Here is a 20,642-nt window from a genome sequence, read left to right as displayed (position 1 = left end):
GTATCACAAGATCAGTGACATAATCCAGATGGAAAAATATCGAGTCCTCTATCAATGTGCAAGGGAATGCAATGATTTTGACTCCTTTGTAAAGACCGTGGCATAGTTTTGTGCAATTTTTCAAATTTGCTCATTTATAGTATTTTAAGATATAATTCTCTATTCTTCGTTCCTTTTTATATAGGTCAGTTCAATATCATAACCCAAAGCCTCAAGCATCTGCACAAAAGTCTTATTCACAACTCCGTCCTTTTTCTTTATGATGCGATTCACATACTGACCTGTCGTTTCAACTTTCTCCGCCAGCTGTGCCTGTGTCATACCATTTTCTATGCACTTTACTTTTACATCTACTTCTATAACAAAAAACACCCTGCATTTCTGCAAGGTGCTAACTGTGAGCATATTCGTTACCTGTCGACATCCACACTCATCCCAATTAAACTATATCAGATTGTAGTACCTTAAAGCCTCCATGATATATTCCCTTTTCTCTGGGTCACAATGCCTTATTACTGGTTCTTCTTTCTTGGAAATATTATAATCAGGACGCATATCTAAATTACAATCTCGTTTTACTTCAGCTATAGAAGCCGTATGGACTTTCACACCATGCTTTTCCATTATATATTTCTTGATATTGGTATAGGTTGGCTTTCCAGCTTTTTATTCCTGATCTTCAACTGGACTAACTGGTACTTCCAGCTCTACACAAAAGTCTCTCTTACTCTCCTTATCGGTACTATCTTTTTTAGTTAATAAGGCTACCGTCTCTACATGACCGGAATTTGGGAACATATCGCAGCCGCGCACGCGCTCCACCTGATATCCATGCTCTCCTAAATACTTTACATCGCGCGCAAGCGTCGCAGAATCACAGCTCACATACACAACGCGCTTTGGTGCCATCTTCACAATCGTGCCAAGGCAGACTTCATCACAGCCCTTGCGCGGCGGATCCACAACGATCACATCTGCATATACCTGATTCTTCTCATACTGCTGCGGCAAAACTTCCTCCGCCTTTCCGACAAAGAACTCCACATTCTCAAATCCGTTGATCTTCGCGTTCTCGCGCGCATCGTCGATCGCCTGCGGGACAATCTCCACCCCATAGACCTTCTTCGCCTTCTGCGCGAGGAACAGAGAGATCGTTCCAATTCCGCAGTAGAGATCCCAGACCACCTCGCCGCCATTTAAGCCTGCATACTCCAGTGCCGTCTGGTACAGGCGCTCCGTCTGAACCGGGTTGACCTGATAGAAGGAGAGCGGAGAAATCTGATATTTGACATTTCCGATATAATCCGTGATAAAGCCCGGTCTATAGAGATTGACAATCTCTTTTCCCATAATCACATTCGTTTTTTCTGTATTTATACTACAGGAAATACTTGTCATTGCCTCCGGATAGAGCTTCTTTAATTTTTCCACAAGCTCATCTGATGCTGTGAGTTTTTTCACTTTTCCATTTAAGACAAGACACACCATCAGTTCTCCAGTGCGGAAGCCCTTTCGGATCAGGACATGGCGGACAAGCCCTGTATGTGTGTTCTCATCATACGGCGCAATGTGGTGCTCTTCCATATGGCTGCGGATACACTCAAGAATTTTCTCATTTTCTTTTACGCCAAGCAGACAGTCCTCACACTCAATAATCTGGTGTGTTCTGCCTGCATAAAATCCGGTAATGATTTTTCCGTTTTTATCCCGCCCAAATGGAAACTGTGCCTTGTTGCGGTAACGCCACGGCTCCTCCATTCCGATGATCGGCTCCATCGGAATCTCCGTCAGTCCGCCGATTCTCTGAAGATTGTTGCGGATCTTGTTCTCCTTAAACCGAAGCTGTGCCTCATAGCTCATGTTCTGAAGCTGACAACCTCCGCACGGACGGGCAACCGGACATTTCGGCTGCGTGCGGTCCGGTGACGGCTCGATAACGCGGACAAGTCTCGCAAATCCATACGACTTTTTCGTCTTCATCACACTTGCCTCCACAAGATCTCCGGTCACCGTGTCCTTAATAAACCACGCAAATCCATCTGTCTTTCCGATTCCCTCGCCCTCGCTGCTCATGTCCTCGATTCTTACCTGAAACACTTCGTTCTTCTTAAATTCCATACATTTATTCCTTTGCTCAATTCTTAACAAAAAATCAAAATTTCGTTATACTTTCTTTCTAATCTTCCCAAATCCTTTAGAAACCGCTCAAACTTTAGACACATTTTTCCAGTAAGATATAACCATGATGTGAGGGAGACAGAAAAACCTTCCGAAGCATTTGATATCCATAATGAACAGTCAACTAAAGAGGTTCGTTATATCACTTAAATAAAAGGGCCTGGTGGCAAACCGCGCGCAACCGTTACCGGGGCCGTCCAAAAACATGACGTGACAATGACCAGATGACAGTCATTTGACCATCCAATATCATCGTTGCGTTTTACCATAGATAGAAAACACCATACAACTACCTCCTTTGAAAAGGGCTGCTGCAGGGTACGGAATTCTCCGTTTTCTGCAGTAGCCCTTTCCTTTTTCTATCTTAATCCCTCGTAGTCCCTGACCGTTCAGAATTCAAGTCGACCCCAAATCCGCTCTAAGTTCAAGCCGGCACCCGCATCCACTCTGAGTTATGACTGGCTCTTTCGCTTTAACAACACAAGACCGCCTTTTTCCCTGTATCCAGTCTCCCACAATTCCTGAAAATCCAGCCACTGTGCCTCACTGTACGTAACAGTCTTCACGGACAGGTGTGCTTCTCCATCTTCCGCCTGACAGCCATTTTCGCCAGTCTCATAACCGATTAGAAGAAACCAGTGCCATACAAAATCTTCCATCTTAGGATTTTTATGTTTGAGAATCAGACAGGCAACCGGATATCCGGCATCAATCTCAGCACGCAGCTTTTCTGCTGCCTCCTCCCACGGAAGATTTCCATCGACCGGTTCTGTGATAAGATCCGGCGATCCCGCATCGCGAAAATATTTCTCGATTCCATCCATATAGATGTCAAGGCGATTGATTCCCATCGGACGTGGGCTCAAGTACGGGCGCATCTTATCTGCAAAATCCACATACTCTTCCTTCTTGACCGGACTTAGACTGTACGGATACAGATTTGTCATGCCAAAACTTTTCGCCAGATAAACACTGATATCACAGGCAGTCTCCGCCCCACATCCGCCTTTTTTCATCATGAACCCGGAGAACCACTCCTGATTTCCGCCAAGAGAGTCCCCGATATAAAAATAATCCAGTTCTTTTTTCATTGTCAACACTGTCAAAAATATATGTCTCTGTTTTTAGTTCTCAGAGGTCTTTCTGATATTTGTCTCGAGGAAACGATTATATCCAAGCCATCCCGGATTCTCACCGCCACTCTCAAGCGCCTCAATCATTGTCTCCATCTTTGCATCCGCATTATCTGCAAAATTCAGAGCGAGCGCCTCAAGAAGTGCCGGTTTCTTCGGTGAGCCGTATTCCAGTTCCCCATGATGCGCCAGAATGCAGTGCTCCAGCTCAGACTCCAGTTTTTTCGGGAATCCCGGAATTGTCTGGATTCTCTCCCGGATCATCATGGTTCCGATAATGATATGTCCGAGAAGCTGACCGTCATCTGTATAATCATTCTCCGGAAATACCGATAATTCTTTCATTTTTCCAATGTCATGGAACATCGCTGCCGTCAGAAGAAGATCGCGGTTCAGCGTCGGATATGCGTGAGAAAAATAATCGCACATCTTTGTGACGCCGAGTGTATGCTCGAGAAGACCGCCCACAAAACCATGATGAACGCTCTTTGCCGCACTGTGGAACTGGAAGGCTTTCGCAAAATCCGCATCCGCAACGAAATAGCTCTCTGCCAGTTTCTTCAGATATGGATTCTTCATGCCTGCAATCAGGTTCAGGAGTTCGGTATACATTTTTCCAATATCTTTCTTGGAAACCGGAAGGTAATCTGCCGGAATATACTCGCCCTCATCTGCCTTGCGGATTCTCTTCACATTGAGCTGGCAGGAACCCATGAACATCGTCACATCTGCGTCCACAGATACGTAATCCATCGCCTCGAAATTTCCGATTCCCGGAGAGCCCAGATCCCAGATCTTGGCATCCACCGTTCCGGTCTTATCCTGAAGCACCAGACTTCCGTATTCTTTTCCTGCCTTCGTCAGAGAGATCTGTCTGCTCTTGCACAGATACACCTCCGAAATCCGCATTCCTTCCTTCAAGTTGCCAATATACTTCATTTTTTTCGTTTCCTCTTCTTTCTTTTTACCTTTCTATTTTCCCATTGTTTCCATATTTTCCATATATGCAAATCATCTGGAACCAATGGTAACCGGGAACTCCAACTGCGCGTACTGGTCACGTCCGTTGCGCTCCACGCTGACCGTCACCTGCTGGCCGACTTCCATTCCATCCACCGCACTCTGATATTCTTTCATGGAAGTGATCGATGAACCGTTGATTCCAACGATCACATCTCCGCTCTGGATTCCTGCATTATAGGCAGGACTGTCTGCAACAACATTCATCACATAAATTCCCTCAGGAAGTCCCTGGGCCGTCATGCTCTCCGACACTTCCTGGCCAATCACTCCGAGATACGGCGCAGAAGCACCGTTTGTCAGCTTCTCAAGAATCCCTTTGTAATCAGAGATTCCCATGATCTGCACGGCCTGACTGCTGCCGGCATCCGCACTTCCCTGAGGTTCCATCGCCCATCCAATCAGTTCTCCCGAAGTGTTCAACAGAAATGTTCCCTTCTGGGCATCTGCCGCAATGCGGGAGTACAGCACACGGCACACACGATCTGCCATCTGGGCGTTTTTCTGCACATAAGACACATACCCATAATCGAGAGAATGTACAATTCCGGTGGGGCCGCCAACTGCCAGAATCAGATCCCCCTGACGAACCGTGTAGGAGTTTCCAAGCGTGAGTACTTCGAGCGAATCCCGGACACTGCTGTCAAGTGCTCCTATGCTGACGCTGACAACTGCCATGCCCGATACCGTATCTTTTTGTTTGATCTGACCGTCCGTCTCCTGTTTTTCTCCAAAGGTCACCCGGATCGAATCGGCATTCTCAACTGCTGCATCGGGAGTCAGAATCAAGATCTCCTGCCCATTGTCCGCCACAATCACTCCGGCATACAGGCCAGTCGTCTCCATGGAATTGTCAAACCAGTCTGTTCCCTGCTGTACCGAATGGACGGTCACAATTCCCTTCTCTGCCTTCTGCACCTGCATGCGCAGGCTGCTGAGCATGGAATTCAAGTCATCTACGGTAAAACGGTAATTTTCCATCACTGTCTGCACCTGTTCTTCGATCGGTTCGCTCTCCTGAGTAACCGTCTCGTCAGATGCCGGGACATCAGTCGGTTCATCTTTCGGTATCAATACGGGTGTCTCTGCCGGCTCTTCCTCTCCGAAAAACCGGCTGGCAAACGGTTTTACCGCTGCAAAACTGAATGCCGCCACCGCACCAAATATCAGCGCTGCACAGACCACACAGGCTCCGCGCATAGCAACCTGCCTCTTTGTCAGGGGCTGCTTTACGATCTTTTCGCTGATAAACTGCCGGCTCTTTTTTTCGCCGGATCCTTTCTTAGGACCCTGTATTTCAGGCATTGTAAACCTCCTAACCTCATAATCCTCCCTGAAAAACCTATCCTAATTATAAGGTTCTTCTTTTAATTCTGCAACTACAAACTTATCCACTGCTCTTCACAGTAACGCACTTACTCCTCCCTCTGTTCCGAATTTGAGGCAAACATATATTTCTACTATACAAAAATTTTCCGGAAATATTTTTCCAAATTTCAGGAGGTCTTTCACGAAAAAAAATTTCATGCTATAATGAGCGAAAAAGAAAATGTTTTAGAATTTTAGAAATGAGGATTTTAAGATTTAATTATGAATAAAAAAGCATTAAAAACTCTGGAATACGAAAAAATCATTTCCCAGCTGACCGAATACGCCGCGTCTGCTCCCGGAAAGCTGCTCTGCAAAAACCTCGTTCCGTCCTCGGACTTAAACGAGATCCGTCAGGCACAGGCCGAGACGAGCGATGCGCTGACCCGCGTCCGCATGAAGGGCAATCTCTCCCTGAGCGGAATCCGCGACATCCGCGATTCCTTAAAGCGTCTCGAGATCGGAAGTGCTTTAAGTATCCCGGAACTTCTCTCCATCAGTTCCCTTCTGACTGTCGCTGCCCGCGCACGCGCCTACGGCCGTCACGATGTGTCCGAGGAATTTCCGGATGACTCTCTCGATGAGATGTTCCGCGAACTCGAACCGCTGACTCCTGAGAACAACGAGATCAAGCGCTGTATCCTCTCCGAGGATGAGGTTGCCGATGATGCGAGCCCGGGACTCCACAAAGTCCGCCGCTCGATGAGCACAATCAACGACCGCATTCACACCCAGTTAAACAATGTGCTGAATTCCTGCCGCAGTTACCTTCAGGATGCCGTCATCACCATGCGTGACGGACGCTACTGCCTTCCGGTCAAGGCCGAGTACAAAGGACAGGTAAACGGTATGGTCCACGACCAGTCCGCGACAGGTTCCACCCTCTTTATCGAGCCGATGGCAGTGATTCAGCTGAACAATGAGCTTCGCACGCTCGAGATTCAGGAGCAGAAAGAGATTGAGGCAGTACTTGCTACCTTGAGTGAGCGCCTCGTCCCCTACACGGAGATTCTCGCAATCAACTTGCAGCTCCTGACCCACCTTGATTTTGTGTTTGCAAAAGCCGCCCTCTCCCGCCACTACAAGGGCAGTGAGCCAATCTTCAATACAGAGGGACGTATCCACATCAAGGATGGCCGCCATCCTCTTCTCGACCCGCAGAAAGCGGTTCCGATCACGATCTGGCTCGGTCAGGACTTTGACCTTCTGATCGTCACCGGTCCGAACACCGGCGGTAAGACTGTTTCCTTAAAGACCGTCGGACTCTTCACGCTGATGGGCCAGGCAGGTCTTCACATTCCGGCCTTTGACGGTTCCGAGCTTGCAGTCTTTGATGAGGTATTTGCCGATATCGGAGATGAGCAGAGCATTGAGCAGAGCCTGAGTACATTCTCTGCCCACATGACGAGCATCGTCGACATTCTTCAGAAGGCAGACAGCCATTCGCTCTGCCTCTTCGATGAGCTTGGCGCCGGAACAGACCCGACCGAGGGTGCCGCCCTCGCGATCGCTGTGCTGAATTTCCTCCACAATATGAAATGCCGCACCATGGCGACAACCCATTACAGCGAGCTTAAAGTCTACGCCCTCAGCACCCCTGGCGTCGAGAATGCCTGCTGTGAGTTCGACGTTCAGACTCTGCGCCCGACCTACCGTCTCCTGATCGGTGTCCCGGGTAAGAGTAACGCTTTCGCAATCGCAAGCCGCCTCGGCCTGCCGGATTACATCATCGAGGATGCAAAGAGCCACATTGAGACGGAAGACGAGACATTTGAGGATGTCATCAGCCGTCTTGAAGAAAGCCGTGTGACGATCGAGAAAGAGCGCGAGGAAATCCAGTCCTACAAAGCTGAGATTGCAAGTCTGAAATCTCGTCTGGAACAGAAAGAGGAGAAATTCGATGAGCGCAAGGATAAGATGATCCGCTCCGCAAACGAGGAAGCACAGCGCATTCTGCGTCAGGCAAAAGAGACTGCCGACCGCACGATCAAGAACATCAACAAGCTCGCGGCTTCCTCCGGTGTCGACACCCGCGCCCTCGAGGCAGAGCGAACCAAGATCCGTGAGAACTTAAAGAAAGTCGACAGCAAGCTCTCCTTAAAACAGGAAAGCAAACCGCACAAGGCCATCAATCCGAAGACCCTGCGCCTCGGCGACAGCGTGCGCGTCCTCTCCATGAACTTAAAGGGAACGATCAGCTCCCTTCCGGATGCACAGGGCAACCTCTTTGTCCAGATGGGAATTCTTCGCTCCAAGGTAAACTTAAATGACCTTGAGCTGATTCAGGAGAATTCGATCAGCGCACCGGGACTTGACACACGCAGAAAGGGCAGCGGAAGCAGTTCGATCAAAATGTCGAAGTCTTCCACCGTCTCCACGGAAATCAACCTGCTCGGAAAGACAGTCGACGAGGCTATCCCGGAGCTCGACAAATATCTCGATGACGCCTACATTGCCCACCTTCCGCAGGTCCGCGTCGTTCACGGAAAGGGAACCGGCGCTCTGCGCGCAGGCATTCACCGCCACTTAAAGAAGCTGAAATATGTAAAAGAATTTCATCTCGGCGGTTTCGGCGAGGGCGATGCCGGAGTTACCATCGTTGTTTTCAAATAAATTTTACTACGACACGAAGAAAGGGATGAACCGATAATGGCTGAAAAACAGCGAATTTTAATTGTAGATGACGATGAGAACATTGCGGAACTGATCTCTCTCTACCTCATGAAAGAATGTTATGAAACCAAGATTGTAAATGACGGGGAGGCGGCTCTAAGAATCTTCCCTGACTTCAAGCCGAATCTGATTCTGCTCGACCTGATGCTCCCGGGTATTGACGGGTATCAGGTCTGCCGGGAACTGCGCACAACCTCCCAGGTCCCGATCATCATGCTCTCGGCAAAGGGTGAGATTTTTGACAAGGTGCTCGGACTTGAACTCGGAGCTGACGACTACATGATCAAGCCGTTTGACTCCAAGGAACTCGTCGCCCGCGTCAAAGCCGTTCTGCGCCGTTATCAGGCAGTTCCGTCCCCCGCCGTTGCCGAGCCGAAACAGCAGGGCGAATATGTGGAGTACCCGGATCTGATCGTGAATCTGACAAACTACTCTGTCACGTACTGCGGACATTCCGTGGAAATGCCGCCGAAGGAGCTGGAACTTCTGTATTTTCTGGCTTCCTCCCCGAATCAGGTATTCACAAGAGAACAGCTTCTCGACCACATCTGGGGATATGAGTACATCGGAGACACAAGAACCGTGGATGTCCACATCAAACGCCTGCGTGAAAAAATCAAAGATCACGCAAACTGGTCCCTGACGACCGTGTGGGGAATCGGATACAAGTTTGAAGTAAAGAAACCATAAAAGTCGGATTAAGTGGTCTGAGTTTTTTTACCCTATAAAAAAGAATGTGCCTTGGCACATTCTCGCGCCGAGGCGCGGTTGCTTTGGCAACCATCTTCCCCTGCGCCGAGTGCGCATCCTTGCGGAGCATTTTTTGTATGATAGGACGCAATTTCCTATCATACAAAAAAATGGAGCGGATCAAATCTTGATCCGCTCCGCTACTTCTCCGGCAATCGCAAACCGCCGGTCTCCGGTTCCAGCAATCACACCGCTTTTTCCTTTCTGAAACACATGAATCAGATTTCCCTCCTTGATCTCATGTTTTCTCAAAAATTCCATCACGGCTGAATTCCCCATCATCCATTTAACAGTGCCCGATTCTCCAACTTTCATTTCCCACAACGACTGCATGATCCACCCTCCCATGCCTATGCATGCAACACACGACTCTACGAAATCTCTCCGTTTTTTTCAGTATAATCACGCGAGGGGTTGTTAGTCAACAGTAACATTTTAAACTAAATATTCTGACAATTATAGCAGCGCTCGCAAAGGCTTGGCGTGTGATTCTGGTCAGCTCTGCTGATATCTTCCAATCAGAATCACTGCGAAATCCACGCTCCGTCCCTGCCAACAGAATATCCATCCGGTGTCGTCGTTCCCGTGAGCATCGCTCCGCTGTCCTCACAGTAGTACCAGGTTCCTTTATACTTGACCCACCCGGTTTTCATGTATCCGTCTTCATCAAAGAAATACCACTTTCCTCCGATTTTTGCCCAGCGTCCGCTCGGATAATTGCCGTCTGCATACTGATACCACCAGCCCTTCTCGTCTTTCTTCCACTGGTCTTTTCCCGCACGCGCTGCACCCGGAAGAAGACTGGTCGCAGATGGAAGTGTGGAAGCCGTCACGCCTCCCGTCAAATCCTGATCCTCATCCTCAAGAACCTGCCAGACTTCCGAAGTCTCCCACTCCCCGCGCTCTGACCCGGTTCCGACAGCGCGAACCATGAATCGATAACGGCCGCTCTTAGAAGTCGCCTCCGAAAAATCATATCTCGTATTCTTTGTCGTCCGCGTGGAACCGACTGCGGTATCGTTGCGGTAAAGTTTCACCTGATAGACTCTTGCGTTCTCATTCTCCTCCCACTCTGCAAATCCGTCTTCCTCGTTCCATGAAAGTCCCTGCACGCTCAGGTCATCCTCATCGCTTCCGAGCGTGAAGACCAAAGTCAGGGCAGAACCGCTGTTTTTGACTTTTGCAGAGACAAACGTGACCTCATCTCCCTCAAAAGAAAACATTTCCTCATCCGCCGTTCCAAAGCGATATCCCTTCTTCGCCTTGAGATCCACAGAAATCTTTGGCGCAATCTCACTCCAGTCCTCATTCTCATTCAGAACCTCTATATTTCCGATCCGGTAAGTCCTGTCTCCGGTGCTCACGCTCACATCCCCGCTGCTGTCCGAATCCTCCAGATATGCCTCAATCTCCAGATTCACTTCCGTGATCTTCTCCGTCTCCGCCGCAAAGACCGGACATGTCAGACTCAGAACAAAGACCAAGGCAAACATCAGCCTGCAAATCACGCTTATTCGTTTCACTTTTTTCCCTCTTCCCACCTGTTCCACAAAGTCTCCTTCCTGCTCACTCAAGTCGAGCCCAGACAAACGCTTTCTCTCTTCTCTGCAAGTTTCACTGTCTTTACAGATTTGTGGATCGCGGCAGAGAGAAAATAAATTCTGATCCGACTCCCTCGGTGCTGATCACATCAATATTTTCTCCATGTGCCTGAATGATCTCCTTGACAATCGCCAGTCCCAGACCAGTTCCCTTTTTGTCTTTTCCTCTCGAGAGATCTGTCTTGTAAAAGCGCTCCCAGATCTTCTTCACGCTGTCGCGCGGAATTCCGATTCCGGTGTCTTTCACCGAGATAAAGACTTTCTCATTTCTCGTATATGCCTGCACAAAGATTGTGGAATTGTCGTGGCTGAATTTGATTGCATTGTCAATCAGGTTGTAGAGCACCTGCTGAATCTTCCCAAGATCCGCATACACCATCAGGATCGTGTCGGAAAATGTCAGATCGAAGGTGATGTCCCTTGCGCCACAGGTTCCCTCAAAAGATGCCGCCGTATCCTTAATCACCCGCGTGATGTCGAAATTGCTCCGGGAGAGATACCCCTTGCTGTCGAGAGAGTTCAGTGTCAGCATTCCCTGCGTCAGCTTTGTGAGTCGCTCCGTCTCGGAGATCACCCGCGTCAGATACTTCTCATAAAATTCCGGCGGGATTGTACCGTCGATGATCGCCTCGAGATAGCCTTTGATCGAGGTCAGCGGGGAACGGAAATCGTGCGAGACATTTGCGATGAATGTTCTCTGGTACTCTTCCATCTTGTTGAGTTCTCCGGACATGTAATTCAACGTTCCCGCGAGGTATCCCATCTCGTCCTGCGAGTGCAGATCAATGCGGTAGTCGAGATTTCCGGCTGCATACTCATTTGCACCCTCCGTGATCTTTTTGAGCGGAATGTAAACCGTCTTTGTAAATACAATCAGGATCACAAGTGAGAGAAGAAAAATCATTGCGGCAGACAGGTAAATCACATTCAGACTGCGGTTGCTCTCCTCCCAGATCTGGGACACCGGCAGATGAATCAGCACATATCCATATGTATTGTAATTTCCCGTAATCGGTGCGCGCACAGTCAGCACCGGATAGGAAAACTGCCCGAAATAATCTCCAATGCAGTACGGCCGGTTGCCTGTGACTGTCGGATCAAAGCCGTCGATCGTGTTTCCGGCACGCGTCGGCGACTCACTGTCCACCGTGATCACACCTTCCCGGTTCACCATCCAGATCTGCGCCTGGACAAACTTGGACACTGCCTGAAGCTGCTGGCTCACAGACTGCAGATCCTGCTTTTTTCCACGTATGTAAATGTCACTGTACGTGCCCGCAATCGTCACTGCCTCATCGTACATGGCTTCCGAACGCTCCTCCACCAGATGACTGTACATCATCTTCGATGAAAATGTGGAAATCGCCACAAATCCGAGCAATCCAAAGACCAGGTACCCGAGAATAAATTTGTAGTAAAGGGAATGTTTCATTTTTTCCGCCTCATCTTCCTGTCTGTTGTATTCTGTTTTGTAAAACATCTTTATAAATTGTCTTCTCACCAAGTATAACATGGATTTAAGGCAAAAAGAAAGAGTCTGGCATCTTTCTCTGATACCGGACTCTGAATATTGATTTGTATTTTGTTATCACATTCCACGGTCTCGCTCCTCCGGCGGGATAAAGCCATGAAAACTCGCTCTCGCTCCGAATTGAAATGTAGCGGTGCATAAGACCGCAAAATACGCGGTCTAAACACCGACATTTCAAACGGGTTTTCATAGCCTTTCCCGCCTTCGTCGCTTCTTCAGCAGCCAAAACAGCCCCTGATACGATTCCTATGGTTTATTGTCCCTGAATAGAAAAACTTCCATCCTCCCCGACGGTCATCACATTAGACAGCACCCAGTCGCTCTTCGCATTGTTTCCGTCCCGGACGGAGCGCACCTTAAACTGGTAGGTTCCTGCCCCCGGAAGAAGATCTGAAAAATCATAACTTGTGCGGTAGATCGAGCGCATAATTCCGATCTCCCTGCCATCTTTGACAAGAAAGATCTGATAATACTTTGCCGCATCAACCGGAGCCCAGACTGCACGTCCCTTCACCGCTGGATCCCAGCCTCTCACCGTGTCTGTACCCGAAGCGGACTGCTTGGTGCTCTCCTGCCCTGCACCAGTCTGGCTGCCGGAAACTGCCGGCGACGTCACTTTTCTCGTGTCTGCCTTCTTGTCAAAAATCAGGCGTCCCCGGATCACAAGCTCCGAATTGTCATTCTGGCGCTTTACACTGGTCAGCTCCACCTTGTCATACTTCGACTTTGCCGCTGCCGCAAGGTCAAGGCGGACTGCTGCATCTCCGGTCTTCGCAAAATAGTATTCCTCCTCATCCTGCGCGACAAGGGTAATCTCAAATTCCGGCGGGTTGGTGTTGCTAAAATCCTCTCCACCGTCATTGACAAGCTGGACATCATCGATGCGATAGCGGTCTGTATTTCCGCCATCCGGCGTCACATACACATCTCCGCTCACATCCGCCTTGATTCCAACATCCGCATCCACAATCAGCCAGACTTTTCCGATTTTTGTCTTCTCGCTCTCGCTCTTCTCAGACGCCCAGACTTTCACCGGCGGACAGCTTCCAAATGAGACACAGGCCGCAAGCAGAAGTGCCACCGCCCCCCGCATACTTCTTTTGCAGAGATGAGAAGACTGTTCTCCCATCATCTTCATCTTCATTTTTTTTAACATTTTATTTTATCTCCATCTGATTATAAAGCGCACAGATCATATCCACACAGCCATTCAGGCCAAGACGTCCGCTGTTTAAAGATACATCGTAACTCTCCGTCGACCCCCAGCGCTTTCCGGCATAACACTCATAATAATTTCTTCTCGTCTTGTCTTCCTTTCGGATCAGATTCAGCGCCTGGTCGCGAAGCACCTTGCGCTTCTCACTGACTCTCTCGATCCGGCTTCCGAGATCCGAAAAGATGAACACGGAGCGCACCTCATCCTGCTCCCTGAGCACATAGTCTGCACACCGTCCGACGATGATGCAGGACTCGCGCTCCGCAATCTGACGAATCACCGCCGACTGGAGATTGAATACCATGTCATTGATCGATCCGCCATGTCCGGTACGGTCATTCTGCACTTCACGCGGAACGGAAAACAGAAACGGATTGGCACGTTTCTCCTCCGCATCTTTCATCCTCTCAAGATCAACATTTCCATACTTGCATGCCAACTCAATCAGACGCTTGTCATAGCACTCGATTCCCAGTCGCTTTGCCGCTTCCCGTGCGATGTAGCTTCCGCCGCTTCCAAGCTGTCTTCCAATCGTGATGATCCGATTCTTTCCCATAACCGTTGTCTCTCTCCTTCCCCGTCTCGTTTTTTCCGGTCTTTCTTTTTTTGTTCTTTTATTTTGTCCCTTTGTTTTCAAGTCGACGCAAGCATCGACTTTGCGCGCGATTTTGGTCTGCTCTACTGACATCTCCCCATCAAAATTACTGCGCTTCTCCGTTTTATCGCTTTATCGATTCTTAAAGATCTCTACAATCGCCTGAACCATCTTTACGAGAACGTTCCACATTCTCTTTAACGGTCCCTCCTGTGCCTTCTCCGACTCGGCATCAAGCACCTCATCGTCATCATCCAGACTGATCTCTTTCGTTCTCAGAATGACCTGAAGGGTATCCGGCTCTTCATTCTGGTCCGAAGTGAAGGAAACTTTCTCCGCAGACGGATCCATGTAGAGGAATCTCGTATCTCCGTCGAGATCATCCCACTCGCGATCCATCGTATCTTTCATTGTTCTTCCCGCCATACGCATGGACGTCGTGCTGTCGAGAACGCGCAGGCTCTTGTCGAGAACGGCCATACTTCCGCGGATGCTGTCACGGGCTGCTGCATCGAGGGAATCGCTGCTTGCTCTCATCGTATTCTGAATCAGCGTCAGTGTGCTGACACTCGTGTCAAGTGCGTTTGTCGTCCGGTTCACCAGTTCCTCTGAATCGTCAAGCGCAAGCTGGAAATCCGAATAATATGTCTCAAGAGAATCATACAGTGCCGTGCTGTCCTCAATGATGAAATCAAGCTCATCAATCAGCTCTCCCATAGAACGCGATGCATCGGAAGTGTCATCGAGAAGGGAGGCCATCTTTCCTGCCAGAGAACTGCTCGCCGAGGAGAGTTTCTCAAGGTAAGCTTTTTTCTGGGTCAGAGCCACGAGAAGTTGCTGCGTGTTCAGCGTCACACCCGGAATTCCCGCTGCTGCCGCGGAGGACGGGGTTGCCGTCTGGGCTGCTGTCGCATTCACATCATCAATCAGGTCTACATCCCCCTCGTAATAATCATTCTCCACCTGCTCAAGGCTGACGCCGAGAGCGGCAAGCTGGGTCACATAGATCTGCTCACTCGACTGGAGAGTCGCATCAAGCGCAATCAGCGTCTGCATCAGCTGATTTAACGGCGCAATCCCGGAAGCGAGATCTTCCGTGTTGCTCTTGATTCCACGCAGACTCGTGTTGAGTTTTCTCAGTGGATCCTGCATCTCCCTCATGGAATTCACGATATCGCCGAGACTGTCATGAACGATCTCTGCGGATTCCTTTGCGGACTCAATGTGCGGAACCATCGCCTGCATCTGCTCTGACACGGCCGTCAGCGATGCAAGTGCCTTATCATTTCCGTCGAGAATGCCGTCCTTTGAGCCGCTCCAGACCCCTCTCGCATTCTCTGCCGATCCGAGTCCGCTCTGAAGTTCATTGACTCCGTCACGCATCGCCTCAACAGAGAGCGCCATCTGCTCCATGCTGTCGTAGAGCTGATCACCTGCATCTTTCCAGGTATCTTTCGCATCTTTCAGATCCTTGACGTGCTCGAGGTCTTTTGCTGTTCCCGGAATCATCGCCATGATCACACCATCGCTCTCAAAGCTGTCCGAACCGATCCGCACGGTGTAATCCCCGTCCTCTCCCGGAAGAGCGGTGAAGACAACACCGGTCTGGCTACCGACGTTCTGAACCTGGGCCCCGTCAGCCTCCACGCTGTAACATTTCGTCAGATCGACGAGCACTGCGACTGCGAGCATCATATTGTTGCGATAGTATTCTCTCGCATTCTCATTTGCCGTCGCATCCACATGAATCTCCACCGTTCCGGATGCACCGGCAAGTTTATCTGCGTCCGTCGGCACCCCGTTCAGCTTATAGGAGACATCAAACGTCCACGGCAGGGTCACCTGATCATTTTTCATCAAACCCTTGTAGTAAAAACGTCCATTCTGATCCGGTGCAAAGTTCCAGGTGACGCTTCCGTCCCCGAGAACCGGCTCCGTGTGATCGGTCATATTTGTTACATTGGTGTAATCGCCATAGTCTGTAAAACTGGTCGTTCCGTTCGGACTGATGCTCTTGACCATATTGACCTTGTCAATCTGACCGTAATAATCAAGGTTGACGTACATCGCCTCATCCACGCTTGCTGCCGCAGCCGCAGCCAATGCCGGTTCTGCCGGAACCAGACTCGTGGCAAGCGTGACAGCCGTCATCACGGCCGCACCCATTCTTCTATATCTGTTTTTCATCTTATTCTCCCTCCGATGCTTCCGCATTTCAAATTCCATTCCATTCACAAAATTCCTGCTTTTTCTAAAAAAGTTTCGCAAGTTTTGCTTTTACCTGACTCTGCATCTGTTTCCGTTTTTCCCGCATCTTTTCACGGTAAGTCTTAATCGGATGCGTCCACGCCTTGTCGATGATGATTCTGTCACACAGCACAAGAAGTGCCGGGAGCAGGAAAAGCACGAGAACCAGACTGAAGAGTCCTCCTCGTCCGATCAGATGTCCCAGATCACCGATCGCCGCTGTCGTGGAAATCAGATGAACGATATAACCGGCAAGCGTGATGATCGTGCCCGATGTCAGGATCGAGGAACAGGACTGGGCGATCGCTGCAATGCACGCCTCTTTCTTTGGAAGTTCCTGTCGCTTTGCAATATAGTTGTTCGTCAGCAGAATCGAGTAGTCCACCGTCGCGCCGAGCTGAATGCTGCTGACGATGATATATCCCATGTAAATCATATCAACGCCCTGGATATACGGCATCGCCATATTAAAGTAAATCGCCACCTCAATCGGAATCATAACGATGATCGGGATCAGTGCCGACTTGAAGCTGAACATGACGACGATAAACACACCGAGAAGTGTCAGCACATTTACGCGGGCATTATCGGCAACGATTGTCGTCTTGATGTCCTGCGTGGAAGGCGTCTCTCCTACCAGATAGGAGTTCTCCGGGTAATACTTCTTCACAATCTCCCGGATCTGATCGGTGTACTGGAAGGAGGACTCACTCTCTCCCTTTGTACGGATGTAAATCAGCATTCGCGCTGTGTCCCCGCGGTGGAGAAGCTTTGCAGTTGAATACGGAATAATGTCTTCCGGCACTCCCTCCGGAAGTGTTCCTGCCATGGAAGTCACACTCTTTACATACGGAAGATCTTCGAGTTCATCGGTGAGCTCTTTCTCCGTCACATTTGAAGTGTTCGGATAAATTGCAAGAAGCATATTGCTTCGTCCAAACTTTGCCACGATCTCCTGATCGTCCTCATAAACTTTTGTTCCCTCTGAAGAACCGACGGCGTCATTTCCGAACAGGAAGTCATTCATTCCCTGTGCCACATAAGCCGGCGGCGTCAGGAGAATGACGAGGGCAAGAATCACATAGCGAACTTTGTACACAAGCTTTCCGAGCGGTGCAAAATTCGGCATAAAGGAACGGTGTCTTGTCTTGTCGTTCCACTTCGCAAACTTCAGAATCATGGCCGGCATGAAGAAGACTACGGCGAGCAGACTGCACACAATTCCCTTTGCAAGAACAAGTCCCATATCAAATCCGATGTTGAATTTCATCGTCACAAGGGCGAGGAAGCCAACCACCGTCGTCAGGCTGCTCGCAAAGATCGAGTTGATCGCCTCCTCAACTGCCTTGATGATTGCATCTTCCTCGGAAAGTCCGGTATTTCTCCATCTGAGGAAAGCATCGAGCAGGAAAATCGAGTAGTCCATCGAAGTCGCAAGCTGAAGAATGATCGCCACGTTGTTTGTGAGGAACGAGACAGTTCCGATGAAAATATTTGTTCCCCTGTTCAACAGTACCGCCACGCCCATGACAAGCATGAAAAGAATCGGTTCCGACCATGCAGTCGTCGTGAGGGCGAGAACTGCAAAAATCATGATGACCGCGACAACAAGGATCGTCTGCATCTCGCTCGCAGTCGTCTCGATCAGCGATTTATTCTGGATTGCCATTCCAGAGAAGCATCCCTTGTCTCCGGTGATCTCCTTGAGCTCTGTGATCGCATTCTTTGTCCGGTTGGAGTCAGATTCCTCATCAAACGTGATATCCATCACTGCGCAGTTGTCCTTGTAGTAATCCTTGATATCATCCATATTGATGAAATCTTCACCGGCATACACATTGACAGTCGTGTCGCACCAGAGCACCTGATCGACTCCGTCGACAGCCTCAAATTTTTCTTTATATTGTTTCGCCTCATATAGGGAAACATCTTTTATCATCACTCTCGCCGTTCCCGGATATCCGAAGACCTCTTTCATCTTGTCGAGGCCCTGAGCGGACACCGCGCTCTTAGGCACATACTTTGTCAGATCATAGTTTACATCGACAAAAAGCATGGAAACGAGAGAAAACAAACATGCAATCACAAACAGGCTCTCAATGAATCCTCGCTTCTTGATGATCTGGCGCGCCAGCATTGTGGAGAAGCCTCCTGCCTGCTCCTTATCGCCCTCCTGCTTTTCTCTGTGCCTCAGGCCTTTTATCCGGTTAAACAGTTTCTGTCCCATCTCTTCTACTCCTTCTGTTTTCATTCCTGTTCACAGGTATCCTGCCTATTTTCTTTGCCCAAAACCGATCAGCGCATCAGGACAATCATAAAATAGTGCGCCCCGTCTTTCTCCGCGTGCGCCATCCCGAGACTCCGGTAGTACTCCAGAGAATAGAGGCGTTTTCCGGAAGTATCATATTTTTTCTGCGTCCGGTCCATCACCTTGTCAAAGGCATCGTCTGCGTCGTCTCGTCTCTGTATGTAAAGTTCCAGGCTCGTCGCATGTTTCCGGTAGCCGACCTGCCCCAGATAATCCTTGAGGCTTCCCTCCCCCGGAATCGTGCTGTCCACACTGTATCCGTTCGTCATTGCCATCTCAAGCCTGTGAGAAGCCACACGGTTCAGGTTCATATCCATCTTGAACGCCGCATACCGGTCATACATCGCATGATCATCTCCATCATACTCCTCTTCCCGATCGGGGTATTCTTCAAAGAACAGATCTTTCTTCTCATCGTTGAGCTGATCAAAGAGCGCCTGCTCCTCGTCATCGTAGCACACGACCGGGTAGGCACCGCCTCCCGTATTGGGAATCCAGTGTGCACTCTCAAGCGTTCCATCCTTCTCAAACTCGTAAACCGCATCGTTAAAAGTCAATTCCTGACGGTTTTTCGTTCCGTCCTCCAAATAATAAAACCACTCGCCATCCTCGAACTTCCATCCGTTAGTGCTCTGCTGTGTTTCCTGTATCTCAAGGCTTTCTGAAGCCCAGATTTTTTCCGGTGCCCCGGTGAATACCAGAAACATTGCAGCTGCAATCATCCAGAAATATGATTTATGGCATTTCTGAGACATCCTTATTTCCTCCATTCCTGCATTTTTTTGCTCTCAATTTTAAAACCTGTTACTGTTACGCGCTGCGCAAACAGCAATGGATTTTGCCGATGCTTCGCATTCCAGATCGGCAAAATCTGCTGTCACCACGGTATCATACGGCATTTTCCGTTCAGAAAATGCCTGCCCGTGTCCAGTAACCAAAAACTCACCTATTTCTTGCACTATTATCCACGTTTATGGTAAAATACTCAAGTATCACATTTTTGCGGGGCGTTTCAAATGAAACAGATATAGTTACTTTGTCTTATTTGAAACATCTACAGCAATTTGGTTACTGTTCATGCATTGCGCAAACAGCAACGAATCACAGATTTTTTAAGAATTTTCTCATTTTCAGAAGGAGGAGCAATCAATCATGAGCCGAAATAACCCATCAAAAGAACACATCACTGTACGGCGCACCTATGCCCTGCTTCGCGGCGCATTTCTGAAAGAACTGAGTGTACTTCCACTCGAACAGATCACTTTGACGGAAATCTGCAACACCTCTCTGATTTCCCGATCCACGTTTTACCGGTACTTTGAGGACAAATATGACCTTCTCCATTACTGTCTTCTCTCCCTGATCGAGGAAGTCGGTCTCACCGAGGAAGTCATCAGCCTTCAGAACATTGACTCGCTGAAAAATTTTCTCACCATTCTGATCGATCACATCAGTGAAAACAAACTTCAATATCAGAAAATCTATCAGGCGAACAAGGACGGAGATCTGATCCGGATCCTCAGAAAGGGTCTTCAGGATATTCTCAAAGATAAGCTGCGCGCGGCAGAGGAGAACGGGTATCATGCAAAGATTGCCTCCCCGATTTTTTCTTCCATGCTTGGGGATCTGTTTTTCAGCATCATCAAATGCTATCTGGAGGAAGCAGACCTGTTCGACACGGAGACCTTCATTGAAAATGTCTGTCTCTTCATCCGAAGAGATTTCTTCGAGCCGGTGTCTCACGTCTGAAACCAACCCACAATCTGCTATTTTTCATTCAAAAAAGCACCCCCTGTCATTCGCTTTTTCATTGTACACAAAAAGGCGCTCTGCTTGCGGGACAGAGCGCCTTTTCATAGGAGTTGAGTCGTTGCCTCCACGGGTCAGATGGGGCAATGTTGAAATGTATAGAATATTCACATGTGGTTAGCTATTGCTAACTGTCTATATATTAGCATAGGGATTCCGGAAAATCAAGTACATTTTTTCGTACAATTTTCTCATTACTGCCACTGTGTTACT

General features: G+C 49.0%; 16 protein-coding genes. 3 read left to right on the top strand and 13 right to left on the bottom strand.

Features of this window, described 5'->3' with window-relative positions:
- Positions 1 to 159: 159 nt before the first annotated feature.
- The 5 genes from ACR0QE_RS02540 to ACR0QE_RS02520 form a co-directional block, all read right to left on the bottom strand.
- Complete coding sequence (locus ACR0QE_RS02540) at positions 160 to 405, bottom strand: helix-turn-helix domain-containing protein (protein WP_432626817.1); 246 nt, start codon at positions 403 to 405, stop codon at positions 160 to 162.
- Between the two features lie 261 nt (positions 406 to 666).
- Positions 667 to 2,118, bottom strand: a complete 1,452-nt coding sequence (rlmD, locus tag ACR0QE_RS02535) for a 23S rRNA (uracil(1939)-C(5))-methyltransferase RlmD (protein WP_432626816.1) — start codon at positions 2,116 to 2,118, stop codon at positions 667 to 669.
- A 512-nt stretch (positions 2,119 to 2,630) separates the two neighbouring features.
- Entirely contained in the window at positions 2,631 to 3,269 is a 639-nt protein-coding gene (locus tag ACR0QE_RS02530) for a hypothetical protein (protein WP_432626815.1), read from the bottom strand.
- Between the two features lie 33 nt (positions 3,270 to 3,302).
- On the bottom strand, positions 3,303 to 4,250 hold the full coding sequence (locus ACR0QE_RS02525) for a 3'-5' exoribonuclease YhaM family protein (RefSeq protein ID WP_432626814.1): 948 nt from the start codon (positions 4,248 to 4,250) through the stop codon (positions 3,303 to 3,305).
- 72 nt (positions 4,251 to 4,322) lie between these two features.
- Positions 4,323 to 5,636 carry a S1C family serine protease gene (locus ACR0QE_RS02520; protein ID WP_432626813.1) on the bottom strand — a complete coding sequence of 438 codons (1,314 nt, stop codon included), beginning with the start codon at positions 5,634 to 5,636 and terminating at the stop codon, positions 4,323 to 4,325.
- 285 nt (positions 5,637 to 5,921) lie between these two features.
- Between ACR0QE_RS02520 and ACR0QE_RS02515 the strand changes: the two genes are divergently transcribed.
- Both ACR0QE_RS02515 and ACR0QE_RS02510 read left to right on the top strand, forming a co-directional pair.
- Complete coding sequence (locus tag ACR0QE_RS02515; RefSeq protein ID WP_432626812.1) at positions 5,922 to 8,312, top strand: endonuclease MutS2; 2,391 nt, start codon at positions 5,922 to 5,924, stop codon at positions 8,310 to 8,312.
- Between the two features lie 36 nt (positions 8,313 to 8,348).
- Positions 8,349 to 9,062 carry a response regulator gene (locus ACR0QE_RS02510; protein WP_432626811.1) on the top strand — a complete coding sequence of 238 codons (714 nt, stop codon included), beginning with the start codon at positions 8,349 to 8,351 and terminating at the stop codon, positions 9,060 to 9,062.
- Between the two features lie 180 nt (positions 9,063 to 9,242).
- Here the strand turns inward: ACR0QE_RS02510 and ACR0QE_RS02505 are convergent, their stop codons facing one another.
- The 8 genes from ACR0QE_RS02505 to ACR0QE_RS02470 form a co-directional block, all read right to left on the bottom strand.
- Positions 9,243 to 9,455 carry a FeoA domain-containing protein gene (locus tag ACR0QE_RS02505; RefSeq protein WP_432626810.1) on the bottom strand — a complete coding sequence of 71 codons (213 nt, stop codon included), beginning with the start codon at positions 9,453 to 9,455 and terminating at the stop codon, positions 9,243 to 9,245.
- 191 nt (positions 9,456 to 9,646) lie between these two features.
- Positions 9,647 to 10,645 (bottom strand): hypothetical protein, encoded by a 999-nt coding sequence (locus ACR0QE_RS02500; protein ID WP_432626809.1) that lies wholly within the window; start codon positions 10,643 to 10,645, stop codon positions 9,647 to 9,649.
- A gap of 100 nt (positions 10,646 to 10,745) precedes the next feature.
- Positions 10,746 to 12,155 (bottom strand): sensor histidine kinase, encoded by a 1,410-nt coding sequence (locus ACR0QE_RS02495; RefSeq protein WP_432626808.1) that lies wholly within the window; start codon positions 12,153 to 12,155, stop codon positions 10,746 to 10,748.
- Positions 12,156 to 12,507: 352 nt separating this feature from the next.
- A complete protein-coding gene (locus ACR0QE_RS02490; protein WP_432626807.1) occupies positions 12,508 to 13,410 on the bottom strand; it encodes a hypothetical protein in 903 nt (300 codons plus the stop codon).
- Between the two features lies 1 nt (position 13,411).
- The gene (locus tag ACR0QE_RS02485) at positions 13,412 to 14,026 is read right to left on the bottom strand and encodes an AAA family ATPase (protein ID WP_432626806.1); all 615 of its coding nucleotides are present in this window, start codon (positions 14,024 to 14,026) and stop codon (positions 13,412 to 13,414) included.
- Positions 14,027 to 14,197: 171 nt separating this feature from the next.
- On the bottom strand, positions 14,198 to 16,252 hold the full coding sequence (locus tag ACR0QE_RS02480) for a hypothetical protein (protein WP_432626805.1): 2,055 nt from the start codon (positions 16,250 to 16,252) through the stop codon (positions 14,198 to 14,200).
- 64 nt (positions 16,253 to 16,316) lie between these two features.
- Entirely contained in the window at positions 16,317 to 18,539 is a 2,223-nt protein-coding gene (locus ACR0QE_RS02475) for an efflux RND transporter permease subunit (RefSeq protein WP_432626804.1), read from the bottom strand.
- A gap of 68 nt (positions 18,540 to 18,607) precedes the next feature.
- Positions 18,608 to 19,375: a hypothetical protein gene (locus tag ACR0QE_RS02470; RefSeq protein WP_432626803.1), complete on the bottom strand. Its 768-nt coding sequence runs from the start codon at positions 19,373 to 19,375 to the stop codon at positions 18,608 to 18,610.
- Between the two features lie 397 nt (positions 19,376 to 19,772).
- Between ACR0QE_RS02470 and ACR0QE_RS02465 the strand changes: the two genes are divergently transcribed.
- Complete coding sequence (locus ACR0QE_RS02465) at positions 19,773 to 20,369, top strand: hypothetical protein (RefSeq protein WP_432626802.1); 597 nt, start codon at positions 19,773 to 19,775, stop codon at positions 20,367 to 20,369.
- Positions 20,370 to 20,642 lie beyond the last annotated feature (273 nt).

It is taken from the genome of Brotaphodocola sp. (assembly GCF_050873065.1).
Taxonomy (GTDB): domain Bacteria; phylum Bacillota; class Clostridia; order Lachnospirales; family Lachnospiraceae; genus Brotaphodocola.
This window is presented reverse-complemented; position numbering and strand designations above follow the sequence as displayed.